The organism is Flavobacterium jumunjinense (assembly GCF_021650975.2).
Classification (GTDB): domain Bacteria; phylum Bacteroidota; class Bacteroidia; order Flavobacteriales; family Flavobacteriaceae; genus Flavobacterium; species Flavobacterium jumunjinense.
Map to the genome: position 1 here is coordinate 2,488,683 of NZ_CP091285.1, position 18,486 is coordinate 2,507,168.

Genomic DNA, 18,486 nt, shown 5'->3' on the forward strand with positions numbered 1-18,486 from the left:
GCAACTTGTCAAATGGAAAGAAATTAAAGCAGTGCTGTTTTTTTTCGAATTCTGCTCAATGAAGTATCTGTAATGCCTAAAAAAGAAGCAATTATTTTTAGCGAAACATTCTGAAAAATAGTAGGCTGATTTTTCAATAAATTGAGATACCTTTCTTCTGCAGTGTTTTTTGCCATTTCTAAAACCCTATCATGTAGTTTGTAATAATTAACAACAAAAAGCATCCGACTAAATTCTCTAAATTCGGGAATAGAATGGAAGTTTTCTTGTACTGTTTCTAGATCGGTTTGCCAAAAAGTGCAATCGGTTAAGGTTTCGTAATTTTCTTTGGTGGGTTGTTCTTTAAAAAAGGAAAGAAAATCGTTAACAAAACAAGGAGCCGTAAAAAGATTGGTTGTTATTTCATTTCCCTTAGAGTCGAAAGTATAGGAACGAACATAACCCGTTTCTAAGAAATAGGTTTTATTGTTAATTCTGTTTTCAGCTAGTAATAGCTCGCTTTTTTTTAGTGAAAACGATTCGAATTTTTTAGTAATCTGACAAACAATAGCATCTTCAATTGGAAATAGAGAATGAAAATAGTGATTTAATGCCTCTTTGGTCATGTGTTGATTTATATTTTGTTTACAATTTTATTTCAACTACTGCAACAGCTTCAATTTCGATTAACCATTCTTCTTTTCCTAACGCTTGAATACCAACTAAGGTACTGGCTGGATAATTTTCGGTATTTAGAAATTGCTTGCGTACTTTACGAAAGATAGGTAAATCTTCAGTAGGATTAAAATTAACAATGTAAGTATTCATTTTTACAACATCTTTAAACGTAGCATCGCATTGTTCTAATTCGCGTTCTAGGTTTTTAAAAGTTGCTATTGTTTGCGCTTCTAAATCAACTCCATCACCAATTTGTCCAGATATATATAGTGTTTTAAAATTACCAGTAGTAACCGCAACGGTTTGCGAAAAACCTTCATTGGGATTGTAGTATTTTTTAGAGAAAGTAGTCATTTCGTATTAATGTTAAAGTTTAGAATGTTTTAAAAAATTGTGCATACAAGTTATTGTTTTTTTTATTTCTTTGTAAAAAATAAATACAACAATGAAAAAATTTTTAACACTAGTAAGCGCAATCGCTTTGGTTTTTACATCATGTTCAAAAGATGATGATTCTGGAACAAATGAAGCAGAAAACACTCTTTTAAAAAAAACAATCTATACTGAGGGAACAGATACAGATCTTTATGATGCAACTTATGATGGAAATAAGATTGTAAGTTTTATAGGTAGTACTGATAATTCAAAAACCTTATACACCTATACTGGGGATTTAATAACTAAGATTGAAGATTTTGATAATACGACTTTAGAGTTTACAACTAATTATTTTTATAATAATGGGAAATTAGTTTCTATGGAAGAAATTGAATCAGGAGCAACTCAGAAAAACAGAACAGATTATACCTATAACTCAGACGGTACAGTTTCTTTTACTAATTATTCTATAGTGATAGCGACTAACGTAACGAATACTATTCATAATGGGAAATTATTTTTCGCAAATAATAATATTATTAAGAAAGAAGTAATTAGGACTAATTCAACATCAACAACAACGTATTTGTTTGATGATAAAAAGAATCCAGCAATAAATATTATTGGTTTTGATAAATTGTTAGACGAAGATAAATCTCAAAAAAATAATATAACTAAAGAAACTGAAGTTGCTGAATATACTTCTGGAGGAACTACAACTACCGATACTTATATTACTACAAATGTATTTAGCTATAATAGTAGCGGATTTCCTATTCAGAAAAAAGAATATGATGAAAATTTAGTATTAGATCATACAATTGATTATTTCTACTAATATTCTAAAGAAAACAAATAGTAAGAAACCCAAGACCAAGTGTTTTGGGTTTCTTTTTTATTGCTATTTTTGATAAAAATTACCAAGATGCAATTTCGAACCTCAATTCCTATTCGTAAAACTTCAATTCCTATCGATTATCAATCGAAGATAATTTCTTTAGGTTCTTGTTTTGCCGAAAATATAGGTAAGAAATTCAATTATTTTAAGTTTCAAAATAGCGTGAATCCTTTTGGCATTATTTTTAACTCGGTGTCTTTAGAAAAAGTAATTACACGAAGTGTTACTAAGCATTATTTTACCGAAAAAGATGTTTTTTTTCATAATGATTTATGGCATTGCTATGAAGTACATTCTGAATTATCGAACCCAAATAGAGATTCATTTTTAAAGCAGTTGAATGAATTAATTGACGCTACCCATACACAGTTAAGAGAGGTGACTCATTGTAGTATTACACTTGGAACTTCATGGGTATATCTATTTAATGCAACGAATGAAGTTGTAGCCAATTGCCATAAAGTACCGCAAAAACAGTTTTCAAAGCAATTGCTATCGATACATGAAGTAGAAACAAGTTTGCAAAATATTGTGTCTTTAGTTACTGCTGTAAATCCGAATTGTAGTTTCATTTTTACCGTTTCTCCAGTGCGACATATCAAAGATGGTTTTGTAGAAAACAATGTCAGTAAAGCGCATTTAATTAGTGCAATACATAATTCACTGAATACTGAACACTTAAAAGAGAACGCTAACTACTTTCCTTCCTATGAGATTATGATGGATGAGTTGCGCGATTATCGTTTTTATACTGAAGACATGCTACACCCAAACACAATTGCTGTGGATTATATTTGGGAGCAGTTTAAGAAAGGATATATTTCCGAAGCAAGTTTTTCAACGATGGAAGAAGTGTCTACTATTCAAAAAGCATTAGCACATCGTCCTTTTAATCCCAACAGTGAAAGTCATTTGAAGTTTATAGAAAATACACAAAGAAAAATTAGTAATTTGCAGTCGGAATTTTTATTTATTCAATTTTAAAAAATAGCGCATGGGTTTATTTAATGGTCTCACCGAAATAAGAAAATGGATAGTTGTTGTATTACTAGGATTAGTATTGTTTCTTGGATATAAATTCTTTACAGCGACAAGCCAAACTTCAACTATAGAATCAGATACAAGTCTCATTCAGCAGCAAATTAAAAATGTGGGTAAGCTAGTGGTTACCGAAGGTCATTTTGCAGAAGTATTGACCTATAAAGACCGAAAAGAGACCTATATTCCAGGTTTGAACTTCGATAAAAAAGCATTAGTTGTGATTAATGCCGATGTTACTGTTAGTTTTGATTTGAGTTTGGTTACTTATGATATTGATGCAGAAAACAAAATAGTAACGATTACCAATATTCCAAAGGAAGAAATAAAAATTAGTCCAGAAATTAAATATTACAATACCGAGTCGAGTACGTTTAATGAATTTACAGGGGCAGATCATAATAAAATAAATAAATTAGCAAAAGAAAGTTTAGCCAAGCGAATTGAAAAATCGACATTGAAATCGAACGCTAAAAATAGATTGCTATCCGAATTGTTTAAAATGCAGATTCTAACCAATTCGATGGGATGGACATTACAATATAACGGAAATGTAATTCAGAAAGAAACCGATTTAAAATTATAAATAGGAGTATTCACTGGTTTTTATATAAAGCATAAAAAAAGGTATCGAGAAAATAAAATCTCGATACCTTTTTTGTTTTACAGCATTTCTCAATTTTTATTAAAAAACGGTTTATTTAAAATAGTAGTGTCTACAATTTACTTTGTAAACTTGTCCAACCACCACCATTAATACAGTCAATACCATTTTGTTTTAAGATAGAAGTTGCTTGTCCACTTCTCATTCCCGATTTACAACATGCAATAACAGGTTTGTTCCATTTTTTGATTTCTGCAATTTTCCCATCCAAAACTTGTAAAGCAATATTTTTAGAACCTTCAATGTGTCCGTCTGCAAATTCTTGTGATGTTCTAACGTCTAAAATAATTGCACCTTTAGCAACAAAGTTTTCAATCTCATTGTTTTTACTGCCTAATCCTAATATGTTTAAAAGTCCCATAATTTTCAATTTTATACAGCAAATATAAAGGGTATATTGAAACCTATTTGTAACAATAGTTACTTTATGCGGTTGCTGTTTCTAAGATTAACTCTAATCCGTTGTCTATTAATAATGACGCTTCTGGTCGTGCTAACTTTACAGCAGCTAAGTGATTAACAACTTTGTTTAATAAATCGGTATCGTTTGTTTTCTTTGCCAATTCAGCAATTTCAACACTCAATAACCAATCTTTTTTATGATTTGCAGAAACAGCTCCGAAAGCCTCCTTTAATGTTGTTGTTGCCTTTTTTCCTTCCCGAAGGTTACGAACACTTTTGTATAGGATTTCTAATTCTTGTTTTTCAACAGAAACTTTTGGTTTTATAGTAGTCGACGAAGGTACGTGCGTAATCATATCGAAACTATTCACATCGGCAGGGCCAGAAAAAGCAGCAATAACTTCTTTTCCAATTGCCATATCATACACGCCCCATTCCGGTTGGAAAAGCATGTTTCCTTTATGTGTAACCGTACAATCTTTTAGTTTAATTAATAAAATTTCCCCTTTCAAGTTACGAGTTCCTGTAACAATAATACCCGAAACAATAATATCACCTTCAAATTCAAGAATTACTTTTTCACCTTCAAAAATATCATAGGCTCTCAAATCTCTTGGACTCATGTCTTCAATCGTCAGGTTAATCCCTTTAAGCATACCTATTGGAGATCCAAAACCTTCCGCGTGGTATTCGGTACCATGACCAACTAATTCTTTTTCTCTATATGAAAGTGCTGTTTTTCCAGTAGTTTGCACATAAACAGGTTCTCCGTCATGTTCAATCACGTTGGTAAAAACACCCGAAATTTGAAGACCAGTACTCAATTCGATAGTTCCTAACGATTGTGAATCGATTAGTTTTTTAACGCTAGACAAACCACCAGTTCGTAAAGCCATAGTATTCGCAAATTCTTCCAAAACAGAACTCAAATGTGCAAAATCTGGCGTTACATATAATTGTGGTTGTGGTTTTGTAATATCAAAACTTTTATCGGCAGCCGAAATATTGTAAGACAGTTTCTCTACATTATCAGTCATGCACCATGCACTTTCTCCAATAGAAGAAAGCAAACCAGCACCATATATTTTTGGGTTGTCAACCGTACCAATCAAACCATATTCTACAGTCCACCAATGTAGGTTTCGAATACGAGCCATTTCCGATAATTCACCCATATTATTTTGAAGATATTCTACTTGGTCTTCTGCGGCTTTAATTTCGTTTTCTGGCGTACCTTCTGCTTCTTTCAAAATAGAAAGCAAACGAATGGCTTCATACATTTCATAGTCATGAGAAGAAGAAATGGCTTTACAGCCAATTTCTCCAAAACGGCGTAAATATTCTGCATATTCTGGATTTGCAATAATAGGAGCATGTCCAGCACCTTCATGAATAATGTCGGGAGCGGGTGTATATTCTATGTGTTCTAATTGACGAATATCGGAAGCAATAACTAATACGTTATAGGCTTGAAATTCCATAAAAGCATTAGGCGGAATAAAACCATCTACTGCAACCGCAGCCCAACCAATTTCTTTCAAAATACGGTTCATGCCATACATGTTTGGAATGTTTTCAATCTCCAAACCTGTTTTTTGAAGCCCTTCCAAATAGGATTCATGTGCTACTTTAGACAAATAATCGACATTTTTACGCATTACATAGCGCCATACTGCCTGATTGATAGGTGTATAGTCTTCATAGTCTTGCGGCTTAATGAATTGTTTTAAATGTTTTGGTAGTCTGTCAATCAAAGGGTTGCTTTCAAAATGCGTTTCCATAGTTTCACATAAAATTATTGTTGCGTAAAAATACGAAATTTTTGCGTGCCTTTTTCTAGTGCTTTGCTACAATATTTGTTAAATGTGTAACAAATTGTAATGTTTGGATTTGGGAAATGATTTAATGGACTTTATAGAAAAGCCTTTAACAAAGTTTTACTTAATGTGGGTTTTGTTAAAGGTGATACATGGGTGATTTGAGTAACGGTATTGGTTTTAAATAAGGCAATTCTGTCAATAAAAGATAAGAAGTCTTTGGTGAAATTATATTATGTGTTAAACAATTTTGTTAAAGGTTAAATAGAAAAAATGAAAATTTATTCAATTAAACTTATGAAGCTAGATTTCTTTTGAGCTCTATTCCCGTATTGAGTCATTCTATTATTTGGATAAGTTAAAAATAAAAATCTTTCTGCTCTTGTTACAGCTACATAAAAAGCATTTTTCTCAGATTCAAACTCATTTCCTTTTTTTTGAACGGCTCTAAAGTCTGGAAATGCACCTTCTGTTAATCCAATTACAAAAACTATTGGATACTCTAATCCTTTAACAGAATGAACCGTTCCTAATGTAATACCATTTTGATTATTTCCTACATTTGTAATTCCTAATGCTATTTGTGTTTTAAAATGTTGTAGATTTTTCATCTCATTTCTAGTCTCTTTAGAATAGTTTTTCCAGAGGTGTTTGAAAGATTGTATGTCAAAAATAATCTTTTCTAATTCATTAATGTCGTTTTCCAAATTTTCGTATTTAAGCTTTATTTTTTCTTCAAGATTATTTAATGTTATTGAAAAGTTATTAATTCCATTATCAACTAGCTCCCATGATTCAATTAGTATTTGGTAATTTTCTTTACTATCTTGATCTGTAATTTTGCTTTGTATTTTTTTTAAGTTTTCAATACTATTCATTTTAGAAAGCAATTCTATATTTTTTAATCCCAAAATTGTTTGAATTTTCGAATAATGTAATTGATCTTGATTATTAGACAAGATACTTAATCCTAAATCAAATAATATTATTAATTCACTACCAAAGTCTGTAACATCAGAGCCTCTTTTATAGAAATAATTCAGTTTTTTTCCATTTATGTTCCTTTCTTTTAATTCTTGCTCAACACTCTGAAAAAGAAACTTATTTCTAGCTAAGATGGCTATTTTATCTAGAGTTATATTTCCTTCTATATCATCATGTTTTTTTTGCTCTACAAGTTTTTCAATTTCATCAATTATCCATTTAGCTTCTTCTTTATCGTCATGAAAAGAGTTGATTTGAAAAAGGCCTTTTGGTGCTTTTGAATCAATTGATGAAGAGTTAGCTTTAATTTTATTAGCGATTTTCAAAACAGCCTTGGATGATCTATAATTAGTAGTTAATTTTATTTCTTCCGCATCAAAATCTATTTTAAATAGAGAACTCATATATTTAATATCTGAACCATTAAAGTGAAAAAGGGATTGATTGACATCCCCAACCATTAATACATTTTTATGTTCTCCATTACACATGAGTTTGATAAACTCATATTGAGCAAAATTTAAATCTTGAGCCTCATCTATTGAAATATATTTGTATAATCTTCTGTAAATTTTGGCAATTGAGGGTCTTTTTGCAAATATTTTATATGCTAAAAAGATTACATCATCAAAATCAATTGCATTTTGTTGTTTTAAAAGTTCATTGTAGTTCCAATATATATATTCAAAAGCATCATTACTATTCTCAATAGGATCAATTAATTTTTTCTTTTGATTGCTAATATATTCTAATACTTTGTAAACAAAACTTCCTTTTTCTTTATTCTCAAGTTTTAAATAATAGTCTTTTAATTCAGGATTATTTTCGAAAACTTGAATTAATAAAGTTTTTCTATCTTCTTCTTTATCAAAAAAATGAGGCATTTCATCAATTCCAACTGAATAACCTTGTTTGCTAATAATTTCTAAACAAAAACTATGGATTGTCCCTATAAATGCACGGTCGTGTATATCTTCAACATCTTCTAGCCTTAATCTCATTTCTTCTGCAGCTTTATTTGTAAAAGTTAAAGCTAAAACATGATAATTACCTTCTGCTAAAAGATTTTTAATTCTTTCAGTTAAAACCCTAGTTTTTCCACTACCAGCTCCAGCTAATACTAATAAAGCATTGTCTTTGTGAAGTGTTATTTTTTCTTGTATCTCAGATAGGATCATTTTTTTTCTTTTTTTAAAATATTAAAATCCTTATTAATGGCATCAAACAATGCTTTTATTTTAGTTGGTATAGTAAAATCCCCATATTCATCAATTTTTGTGGTTATACTTTCTGCAATTTGAGAAGCATATTTAGTTTTTCCTTCACTTAAACAATCTTTCAAAGCTCTTTGTATACCTTCATCTCCATTATAATCTCTTTTTTTTTCTCCTTTACCTTTTTTTAAAGGTGTGCCATTTAAAGAAGGTATGTAATTGTTCATTAAATAATTATCCTCATTTTCAATGCTATCAATTGCACTATTTAACTCATTTATAAAACCTTCATTTACAAGATAAGTTTCAAAATTATTGTTATCTCCTAAATCAATAAGTTTGTTATCTATATTTATATTGCCAAAAACACTTTTTACTTGTTTTTTTACTTCTTTCACAGTATTTTGATCAGCATCACTAAAAATGAACCATGGAATATTTAAAAATTTTGCAATTGATAAAAAAGAAGTATAATTTTTATTACCACTTACACCTATAAAATTTAATCCTAATTCAAATGGATAAACACCATAATATTTTTCAGCAAAGATAGGTAAAGCTTGTTCTTCTGTTTCTCCTTCAAATAAAATAATTGCTTTAGCAAAAAGTAATTCTCCTCTTGTATTCATTATCTGCCTTCTTATTTTTTTTAATTCTTTGGAATTTATTTTACCATCTAAATCTTTTTTAAGTAAATTAATTTCAGCCCAATTTTTCTTTTTTAATTCCTCATTATTTTCATTGTTATCAATTTCTATTTTAAGTGAATTTATTTCATTATCTATTGAATCACTCAATTCTAATGAACCAATTTTTAATCCATTTTCATCTTTATAAAAATGTCTTAAGTCGGTTAGTTCAGATTGCGCGGCAATAAAAGGTGAATGAGTACTAATTATTTTCTGTCCTTTTATATCCGTTAATTGTTTGAATAAATGTCTTTGCGCATTAGGATGTAAATGCGATTCTGGTTCTTCTAAAGCAATTATTGGTAAAAATGGATCTTTTTTATTAGTGTTTTTTTCGTTTTCATTCCAAGAAATAAAAGCATTTAAAGTAAGTACTGATGCCCAACTCCTTGTTCCCATACCATGATAGTCTAAAGGGAAGTTACCTTGCTTTGTATCTTGAAAATTTATATTTAAATTTCTTCCAATATCTCTTATTTTTTTATTTATCGGTGATATTTCAACACCATTACCTTGAGAATTGACAGTTTTATTAAGTTTTTCTAAAGTTGTTTTTAAATGATCTAAAATAGGACTTTCAGTTATAATGTTTTTATTTATAGTATCTAATTCCTTTTCAATACTCTTTATTTGCTCTTTATTAAATTCCAAACGTTCAGTAAGTTTTCCTAAATAGGAAGATCTATCTTTTAAATCTGACATGATATCTCTTTGTGCATCAATAAAAAATAAAGGCATTGATTCAATTTTAGGAAACCTAGGTTTTGTTTTCGTGTTTTTCCAGTTACTAACAATATCACCATTTTTATCAATCATTGAATAATCTTCCCAATTGTTTAATTCTAATGTTTCAAATAAAAAACCTTTAATTGAGTCTTCATATGCACGTAATCTAAAACAAACAAATTCATAATCATTGTTATCGGTCTTGATAAGACCGCTTAAATCATTTGTAGCCCAGTTGTCTTCAAAATTTTGTAACCTTAGATTGTTCTCGTAATCATAAGATACTATTCTTATATCAATTAGTATTTCTTTGCTTTCTTCTTCTGAAAAGTAAAAATCTTCTTTTGAAATACTTCTCCTTTCCGCACCAATAGCTAAATGTAATGCTTTTAAAAATGAAGTTTTTCCTGCATTATTTGCACCAACAAGGATTGTTGTTGAAGATAAATTCACTTCAATATCCTTGATTCCTCTAAAGTTCGATATTCTAACTGTGTCTATTAATATTGACATATTCTATTTTGTATGAATGCTAATTTACGTTTTTAAATAAAACTCACCAATTTTACTTATTGACACCTTCCTGTTCAAAAAAGTCTTGTAATATAATTTAAAAACAAATTTTGTTTCTAGGTAAAACTACCTGTTTTATAAGTCAGTAAAAATAAAAGAATAGCGTGAGTATTCCTTGTGGAAAACCGTAATAGCAAAAAAATAATTTACCTAATTATTTCTACAAACATTAAACAGTTTTCAAAGAAGATTGTTTTGAAAAAAACGAACAGAAGTAGTTCGTGATAAAAAAAATAAAAAAATAAATTGTATCACAAAAACGTGATAAAATAAAAACTAAAATAAAAATAATCACAAAGCTGTGATAAACTTTATTTTTTAAAAAATAAAATCACAACTATAATTTAGTTTTTTTTTCAGTCTAGTTGAATCGGCTGGATTATGTATTGGCTTACACGTTTTAATAAAAATAGTTTGTTACTTTAAATAAAAAGCGCTATGTTTAAGATTAAATATGTAGAGTATAAAATTTTGCAATTATTCTTTTTTGAACAGTTAGTATTTCGAGAGGATTTGATTATGCAAAAGCTAAAATCGTTAGTAAAATGAAAAATTTAAGAACACATGTATTGGCATTTTTTATCTGTATTGTTGCAACGGTAAATGCTCAGACAACTAAAAAAATAGATGTCGCAAAAAGTAAAGTGGAATGGTTGGGGAAGAAAATTTCTGGAGAACATAATGGAACGATTCAAATAAAGAGTGGTGCCTTAGTGTTTAAACTTGATAAATTAGTAGGAGGCACTTTTACTATGGATATGACTTCGATAAAAGTGAATGATCTAGAAGGCGATTTAAAAAAAATATTAGAGGGACATTTAAAATCGGAAGATTTTTTCGATGTATCCAATTATCCCACAGCATTGTTGGTTTTTAAAAAGGTTACTCAAAAGGCAAATAATATAACAACTGTTACAGCCGATTTAACAATAAAAGGAAAAACGAATCCAATAATCTTTGATGTGAAAACGAACAAAGATACTGCTACAACGATTTTAGTTGTAAATCGAGAAAAATATGGTATTAATTATAGTGGTAATTTTATGAATTCACTTGGAGATAAGGTAATCCATGAAGATTTTGATTTGGAGGTTGTTTTGAAATTTTAATCATTATAGAAAAGTGGCTTACTTTTTGATATTACAATAAACATGTTTCCATAACATATAGAAGTTTAAAGTTTGTAAGTTGCGGTATTTTGTTCCATAGTGAACAGAATACCGTTTTTTTTTTGTTACTTATTTTGTAAAATAAGGCTGTTCTTGTTTTATTGAGATATCTTTTTTATTGATTTTGTATAATGAAAAAGGACTCTAACGACTAGAAATGGTTATCTAACTACAAAAACTATTCTTCGAACGATTTTTTTAAATTTTTTTTACGTAAAAAGAATAATTTTAAAAAGGAAAACTACTACTTTCTAGTAGAGAATAGCTTTTTATTTCTAAAATAAGGAATTGATTTTTGAGAAGTTTTATTTTAGAATCCTATTTTTTTATAAAATAGGTAATGTGTTGATTTTTATTGTTTTAATTTTAAGAATAATTACATTTTATCTGTATCGATTTAAGAAAAAATTATAATTTTTTTGTAGTTTTGTACCGACTTTTTACTTCAAATCAATACTTTATAATGAATACAGAAAGTAGAGCACTACTTTAAAAAAAAGTATTTACTATAAAGTGTTAATCAATTATAGTAAAAAGCAATTAATAAATTAAATTTCAAATATATGAAACAAAATTACTGCTATTTATTATTACTGTTTAGTATAGCACATTTTACTTTTGGACAAGTGGGTGTGGGGACTACTACTCCAAATGGAGCTTTTGAGATAAATTCGAGTACTCAAGGTCTAGTGATGCCAAGAGTGAGTTTAACGTCGTCTAATGTTGCTGCCCCAGTGGTGAACCCTAATGGAGGTGCTATTTTAAGTGGAACGATGATTTATAATACGGCTACAGCAGGAAGTAGTCCGAATAATGTAGTACCAGGATACTATTTTTGGGATGGTACAAAATGGTTGCGCGTTACTACGCAATCAACAGCTTCTAATCCAGATTGGTCAATTGCGGGGAATACAGGAACTACTGCTGGAACTCACTTTATAGGAACTACAGATGCTGTCGATTTTGTTGCTAAAACGAATAATACAGAAAGATTAAGAATTAAATCGACTGGAAATATTGGAGTTGGAACAACAAACCCATTGAATTATTTGCATTTAAATGAAGCAGGGCAAACCACAGGCATTTCTACTAGTTATGTGAAAGGTCAAATTATTACTGCAACAGGAGCAGGATTTGCAGGTGGGCTTTCAGGTCCTGGTCTTTATTTAGAAAATTTAACCAATACCGCAGGGAATAAATTGATGAAGATGAATTATACAAGTAATTTAGCTAATAAAGGAATATTAAACTTTCAAGCAGTTTCAGATAATGCTTCTACTTCTGTAGCGGCAGTTATGGCACTTACACATGATGGTTTAGTTGGAATAGGCACAATAGATCCAGCAAATAAATTAGAAATAACACATGGGAGTGCTGGTAATTCGGGATTACGTTTTACTAATTTAACAGCTGCTTCAACAGCTACAACTCCAGCTCCAAGCAATAAAGTATTAACAGTGAATGCGAATGGCGATGTAGTGTTAGTTTCTTATACAGAATTAAATAAAGCGGCAGTAACAGCAAATAGGCAAACAGGATCTTCTGGTTCTACTATTAGTGTTGGAACAATGGCATATGAAAACTATGACGGAAACTACAGTAATAACTTAGTGCTTCCTGCTTCGGCACCATATATAGGTTTTGAATTGACTATTTATTGTGGTTCTACTTTTAGTACTACTATTTTAAATACGAATACCGATATGGGAGCAAGTACAACAATTACTACAGGAAACTCCAAACACTTTAAATGGGGTGGAGGCAAATGGCAGTTGTTAAATTAATTAAAAAGGGTACTATTTCTAAATAGTACCCTTTTTAATTTTACCCAATCATTTGGGCATATAAATCTTCTTTTTCATTAAGGTATTCAAACTCGAATCCTTTCTCTTTCATCTTGGTTTGAATAGGAGTAATGTCGGTTTTGTTTTTCAATTCTAAACCAACAATTACAGGACCCGATTCTTTACTGTTTTTTTGTTTGTATTGAAAATAAGTAATATCATCATCGTCTCCTAAAATATCATTTACAAACTCTTTTAACGCTCCAGGTCGTTGCGGAAACTGAATCATGAAATAGTGTTTCAATCCTTCATATAATAAAGAACGTTCTTTTATTTCGGCAGTACGTTCAATATCATTGTTGCTTCCGCTAACAATGCACACTACATTTTTACCTTTAATTTGGTTCTGATAGAAGTCTAAAGCAGCAATGGTTAACGCTCCAGCGGGTTCAACTACCATGGCTTCTTCGTTATATAATTGTAAAATTGTAGAACATACTTTCCCTTCTGGAACTAAAATAATATCGTCTAAGTTTCTACTGCAAATGTCGAAATTGCGATTGCCTACTTGTTTCACAGCTGCTCCATCTACAAATTTATCAATACTATCTAAACGGGTGTTTTCTCCTTTTGCAATAGATGTTTTCATTGAGGGTGCACCAGCGGGCTCTACACCAATAATTTTAGTATTCGGGCTCAATTTTTTAAAAACGGTAGATAGGCCTGAAGCCAATCCACCACCACCAATAGGTACAAACACATAATCGATTGTGTCCTTGTAGTCTTCTATAATTTCTAAACCAACAGTTCCTTGACCCGCAATTACTTTAGTATCATCGAATGGATGAATGAATGTTTTTTTATTAATAGTTGCATCGTCAATTGCTTTTAGCGAAGCGTCGTCGAAAGTGTCACCAATAAGAACTATTTCGGTATATTCTTTTCCAAAAAGTTGTACTTGTTTAATCTTTTGTTTTGGGGTTGTTTTCGGCATGTATATTTTGCCTTTAATTTGCAAAAGATTACAGGAATAAGCAACTCCTTGTGCATGGTTTCCAGCACTAGCACAAACAATTCCTTTTTCTCGTTCGGTTGTTGTTAGTGAACTCATTTTATTATAAGCGCCTCTAATTTTATAGGACCGAACTACTTGTAGATCTTCTCTTTTGAGTAATATATTCGATTGAAATTGACTAGATAGATTTCTATTCACCATTAACGGAGTAGGGAATACCACACCGTCAAATTGTTTTTTAGCTTCTAATACCTCTTCAAAAACGGTCATTGTTGTTGTTAGCATGATTTTTAAGATCAGGAAATTTTTATCTATTCTCTTTTATCTATTTTCTTTCTTCTTTTTTACGCTACAATTTTTTTCATTGCAGTCATTGCAGCACGCAATTCGGCACCACATTTTTCGATAGAATGATTTCGAATACTTGCATTAATTTTAACAAGTTCGAAGTTATCGACATTTCTATTAGCAGTATCATTAAAATTTTTACCAATTAAATTAGTGTCTACTTTCTTCATGAAATCAGCTAAAAGAGGTTTGCAGGCATGGTCAAATAAATAGCAACCATATTCAGCAGTGTCCGAAATAACACGGTTCATTTCATATAGTTTCTTACGAGCAATTGTGTTCGCAATTAATGGTGCTTCATGTAAAGATTCGTAGTAAGCCGATTCTGCTTTAATACCAGAAAGTGTCATCGTTTCAAAGGCTAATTCTACACCCGATTTTACAAAAGCTACCATTAATGTAGCATTGTCAAAATAGTCTTGCTCATCAATTTTTACATCACTTGCAGGCGTTTTTTCGAATGCAGTTTCTCCAGTAGCTGCTCTCCAAGTAAGAAGATTTTTATCATTTTGTGCCCAATCTTCCATCATGGTTGCTGAAAAATGTCCCGATAAAATGTCATCCATATGTTTTTCAAATAGCGGAGTCATTATCGTTTTCAGTTCTTCAGCCAGTTTGAATGCTTCCACCTTTGCAGGATTCGATAAGCGATCCATCATATTGGTAATACCACCAATTTTTAAAGCCTCGGTAATCACTTCCCAACCATATTGAACTAATCTAGAAGCATAACCAGCATCGATTCCTTTTTCAACCATTTTATTAAAACTAAGAATAGAACCCGTTTGCAATAGCCCACAAAGAATGGTTTGTTCTCCCATTAAATCCGATTTTACCTCAGCTACAAAAGAAGAATGTAATACACCCGCTTTGTGACCGCCAGTTCCAACACAATAGGCTTTTGCAATTTCTAAACCATCTCCGTTTGGATCATTTTCTGTGTGTACTGCAATTAATGTTGGTACACCAAAATCACGTAAATATTCAGCACGTACTTCAGAAGCTGGCGATTTCGGAGCAATCATAACAACTGTTATGTCTTCTCTAATTTTTGTACCTTCTTCTACAATGTTAAAACCATGAGAATAAGAAAGGCAAGCTCCTTTTTTCATTAAAGGAACCACTTTGTTCACAACATCCGTATGTTGTTTGTCAGGAGCAAGGTTAGAAACCAAATCGGCAGTAGGAATCATAGTTTCAAAAGTGCCCACTTCAAATCCGTTTTCGGTAGCATTAATAAAAGAAGCTCTTTTGTTGTCAATAGCTTCTTGTCTCAAAGCATACGCAACATGCAAGCCACTATCGCGCATGTTCTGCCCTTGGGCTAATCCTTGTGCACCACAACCTATAATTACTATTTTTTTTCCTTTAAGTTTTGTTACACCATTGTTGAACTCTTCACTGTTCATGAAATCGCATTTCCCTAGTTCTTGTACTTTTAAACGATGCGGTAATGAGTTGAAATAATTTGACATTTTATATTTATTTTTATATTGTTTTTAGAAGCTAATCCAGCTATTCATTACAATCTTTTTCTTAAAAATTCATTTTTGTAATTTATAAAAAGAGCTTCCTTTGGTCGCTTTTCTATAAAACAAAAGCAATAATTTTCTAAAAAAAGGATTTTCACTCCTATCTGGGCTAATTCTTTAATCTATTCTCTTTGTTCTCTTTTCTTTGTTCAAACTACATCTGAAATATCTTGCTTTTATGATTCAGAAATTCATTATTAACAGGATCTTTAGCAGGGTTTTTTAAATCCATATTGACTAATTTTTTATGCAATCCTTCACTCGATTTAATAATAGCAATTCTAGAACTTTTGACAAATTCAATTAATCCATACTTGTCTAGCTCTTTAAGAAGCTTATCTATTTCATGGTCTTGTCCTGTAGCTTCAAAAACCGTATAATCGTTTCTAATCACAACCACATTAGCTCCAAACTCTCTAAGTAAGCGTTCTACTTTTGCATTTTCGACAATAGCAGTTGTTGGTACTTTATAGAGTGCAATTTGTTGCCAAATAATCTCGTCATTAGTATTGTTGTATACTTTTAGTACATCAATTATCTTTTCAATTTGCTTGACTAAATTTTGTACTACAGTTGCCGTTTCGTTTATAACAATTGTGAAACGATAAATGTTATCAATCTCGCTTGGAGAAGAATTGAAACTGTCTAGGTTTATTTTTCTTCTAGAGAAAATAATGGCAATTTTATTTAATAGCCCAACTTGATTTTCTGTATAAACGGTTAATGTGTGTTCCTCTTTCATATATGTAATGATTGTTTTTTAGTGGTCATATATGTTATCCACTTTTTATTTATTGCTATTTGCCTATGCAAACTTTTTGTTAATGATAATTTCATGTTATATTTCTTCCTTACTAAGTACTATTTCTGCAACTCCTTTTCCTTGTGGAACCATTGGGAAAACATTATCTTCATGGAGTACTGCAACTTCTAAAAGATAGGAAGATGGATGATCTAACATTTCTTTAAGGCTTGCTTTCAATTCTTCTCTTTCGGAAATTTGTTTTCCATCTATTCCATAGGCATTGGCTACTTTTACAAAATTTGGACTTTGAATATCGGTAAATGAGTAGCGTTTTTTATGAAAAAGTTCTTGCCATTGTCGCACCATTCCTAAAAAACTATTGTTTAGAATTAGTATTTTAACATTAGGTTGAAATTGCATAATAGTCCCTAATTCTTGCAGATTCATTTGTGCTCCTCCATCGCCCATTATAGCAACAACTTGTCTTTCTGGTGCTCCATATTTGGCACCAATTGCAGCAGGAAGTGCAAATCCCATTGTACCTAAACCACCACTAGTAATATTACTACGCGATTGGGTTTGTTTGGCATAGCGACAAGCTATCATTTGGTGTTGTCCAACATCGGTAACAATTACAGCTTCACCATTAGTTAGTTCGTTTAGCACATTTAATACTTCACCCATTGTTAGTTCCCCTTCTGTTGGGCTGAGTTCTTTATTGATAAGTTGAGTGGTTTCCTTTTCTTTTCTTTTATCGAATTCTCTAAACCAATCTTGGTGATTGTTGTCTTGAACTAGTTGTGTTAAAAGAGGAAGCGTTTCTTTGCAATTTCCCCAAACAGGAACAGTTGTTTGTACGTTTTTGTCAATTTCAGCAGGATCAATATCAAGATGAACAATTTTTGCTTGTTTTGCATACATATCTAATCGACCAGTTACACGATCATCAAATCGCATTCCAATCGCTATTAAAACATCACATTCATTGGTTAAAACATTTGGACCATAATTGCCATGCATTCCCACCATTCCCACACCTAACGGATGGTTAGTTGGTATAGCACTCATTCCCATAATGGTCCAAGCGGTTGGTAAACCTGCTTTTTCAATAAAAGTAATAAACTCTTTTTCAGCATTTCCTAAGATTACTCCTTGTCCAAAAACAACAAGTGGTTTTTTGGCTTTATTAATTAAAAGCGCTGCTTTTTCTATGTACTCATTTCTTACAATTGGTTCAGGACGGTAACTTCTAATGTGTAAACAAGGTCTGTATCCTTTATAATCGAAAAGTTGCAATTGTGCATTCTTCGTAATATCAATTAATACAGGGCCTGGTCTTCCCGATTTTGCAATATAAAAAGCTTTGGCTAATACTTCGGGTATTTCATTTGCATCGGTTACTTGATAGTTCCATTTGGTAATAGGTGTTGTTATGTTGATGATATCCGTTTCTTGAAAAGCATCGGTACCTAATAAATGAGCAAAAACTTGTCCTGTTATACAAACTAAAGGAGTAGAATCAATTTGTGCATCAGCTAACCCTGTAACAAGATTCGTTGCTCCAGGACCACTCGTAGCAAAAACAACCCCCGTTTTTCCACTCACTCTTGCATAACCTTGTGCTGCATGAATGGCTCCTTGTTCGTGACGCACAAGAATGTGTTTTAAACTGTCGTTAAAATCATATAAAGCATCATAAATTGGCATTATTGCTCCTCCAGGATATCCAAATACAGTTGAGACGTCTTCAGATAATAATGCATCAATTACAGCTAAACTACCACTAACATTATGTGTTTTGGTACTTGTGTTTTCTTTTAATTCTTGGTCTAATGTTTGCATAATCATTACTT

General features: G+C 31.1%; 15 protein-coding genes. 5 read left to right on the forward strand and 10 right to left on the reverse strand.

Annotated elements, in window-relative coordinates; genetic code table 11:
- Positions 1–23: 23 nt before the first annotated feature.
- Together L2Z92_RS10940 and L2Z92_RS10945 are read right to left on the reverse strand one after the other, a co-directional pair.
- Positions 24–605, reverse strand: a complete 582-nt coding sequence (locus tag L2Z92_RS10940) for a Crp/Fnr family transcriptional regulator (RefSeq protein WP_236452933.1) — start codon at positions 603–605, stop codon at positions 24–26.
- Between the two features lie 19 nt (positions 606–624).
- The gene (locus L2Z92_RS10945) at positions 625–1,011 is read right to left on the reverse strand and encodes a RidA family protein (protein ID WP_236452934.1); all 387 of its coding nucleotides are present in this window, start codon (positions 1,009–1,011) and stop codon (positions 625–627) included.
- Between the two features lie 91 nt (positions 1,012–1,102).
- Here L2Z92_RS10945 and L2Z92_RS10950 point away from each other — a divergent pair, with 91 nt between their 5' ends.
- From L2Z92_RS10950 to L2Z92_RS10960, 3 genes are all read left to right on the forward strand, one after another.
- Positions 1,103–1,873, forward strand: a complete 771-nt coding sequence (locus L2Z92_RS10950; protein WP_236452935.1) for a hypothetical protein — start codon at positions 1,103–1,105, stop codon at positions 1,871–1,873.
- Positions 1,874–1,960: 87 nt separating this feature from the next.
- Entirely contained in the window at positions 1,961–2,917 is a 957-nt protein-coding gene (locus L2Z92_RS10955; RefSeq protein WP_236452936.1) for a GSCFA domain-containing protein, read from the forward strand.
- Between the two features lie 10 nt (positions 2,918–2,927).
- Positions 2,928–3,557: a DUF4230 domain-containing protein gene (locus L2Z92_RS10960; protein ID WP_236452937.1), complete on the forward strand. Its 630-nt coding sequence runs from the start codon at positions 2,928–2,930 to the stop codon at positions 3,555–3,557.
- Between the two features lie 130 nt (positions 3,558–3,687).
- On the opposite strand, the gene L2Z92_RS10965 is transcribed toward L2Z92_RS10960, so the two are convergent.
- From L2Z92_RS10965 to L2Z92_RS10985, 4 genes are all read right to left on the reverse strand, one after another.
- Positions 3,688–3,996 (reverse strand): rhodanese-like domain-containing protein, encoded by a 309-nt coding sequence (locus L2Z92_RS10965; RefSeq protein ID WP_236452939.1) that lies wholly within the window; start codon positions 3,994–3,996, stop codon positions 3,688–3,690.
- A gap of 64 nt (positions 3,997–4,060) precedes the next feature.
- Positions 4,061–5,818: an aromatic amino acid hydroxylase gene (locus L2Z92_RS10970; RefSeq protein WP_236452940.1), complete on the reverse strand. Its 1,758-nt coding sequence runs from the start codon at positions 5,816–5,818 to the stop codon at positions 4,061–4,063.
- A 317-nt stretch (positions 5,819–6,135) separates the two neighbouring features.
- Positions 6,136–8,016, reverse strand: a complete 1,881-nt coding sequence (locus L2Z92_RS21405; RefSeq protein WP_319800368.1) for an ATP-dependent helicase — start codon at positions 8,014–8,016, stop codon at positions 6,136–6,138.
- The gene (locus L2Z92_RS10985) at positions 8,013–9,980 is read right to left on the reverse strand and encodes an AAA family ATPase (RefSeq protein ID WP_236452942.1); all 1,968 of its coding nucleotides are present in this window, start codon (positions 9,978–9,980) and stop codon (positions 8,013–8,015) included. Before L2Z92_RS10985 ends, L2Z92_RS21405 begins: the two co-directional genes overlap by 4 nt.
- A gap of 605 nt (positions 9,981–10,585) precedes the next feature.
- Here L2Z92_RS10985 and L2Z92_RS10990 point away from each other — a divergent pair.
- Together L2Z92_RS10990 and L2Z92_RS10995 are read left to right on the forward strand one after the other, a co-directional pair.
- Positions 10,586–11,149: a YceI family protein gene (locus L2Z92_RS10990; RefSeq protein ID WP_236452943.1), complete on the forward strand. Its 564-nt coding sequence runs from the start codon at positions 10,586–10,588 to the stop codon at positions 11,147–11,149.
- Between the two features lie 623 nt (positions 11,150–11,772).
- The gene (locus tag L2Z92_RS10995; protein ID WP_236452944.1) at positions 11,773–12,993 is read left to right on the forward strand and encodes a hypothetical protein; all 1,221 of its coding nucleotides are present in this window, start codon (positions 11,773–11,775) and stop codon (positions 12,991–12,993) included.
- Between the two features lie 40 nt (positions 12,994–13,033).
- On the opposite strand, the gene ilvA is transcribed toward L2Z92_RS10995, so the two are convergent.
- The 4 genes from ilvA to ilvB form a co-directional block, all read right to left on the reverse strand.
- A complete protein-coding gene (ilvA, locus tag L2Z92_RS11000; RefSeq protein ID WP_236458847.1) occupies positions 13,034–14,278 on the reverse strand; it encodes a threonine ammonia-lyase IlvA in 1,245 nt (414 codons plus the stop codon).
- 74 nt (positions 14,279–14,352) lie between these two features.
- Entirely contained in the window at positions 14,353–15,831 is a 1,479-nt protein-coding gene (ilvC, locus tag L2Z92_RS11005) for a ketol-acid reductoisomerase (RefSeq protein ID WP_236452945.1), read from the reverse strand.
- 211 nt (positions 15,832–16,042) lie between these two features.
- Positions 16,043–16,630 carry an acetolactate synthase small subunit gene (gene ilvN, locus L2Z92_RS11010; RefSeq protein ID WP_236452946.1) on the reverse strand — a complete coding sequence of 196 codons (588 nt, stop codon included), beginning with the start codon at positions 16,628–16,630 and terminating at the stop codon, positions 16,043–16,045.
- Positions 16,631–16,726: 96 nt separating this feature from the next.
- On the reverse strand, positions 16,727–18,481 hold the full coding sequence (ilvB, locus tag L2Z92_RS11015; RefSeq protein WP_379678317.1) for a biosynthetic-type acetolactate synthase large subunit: 1,755 nt from the start codon (positions 18,479–18,481) through the stop codon (positions 16,727–16,729).
- Between the last annotated feature and the right edge of the window lie 5 nt (positions 18,482–18,486).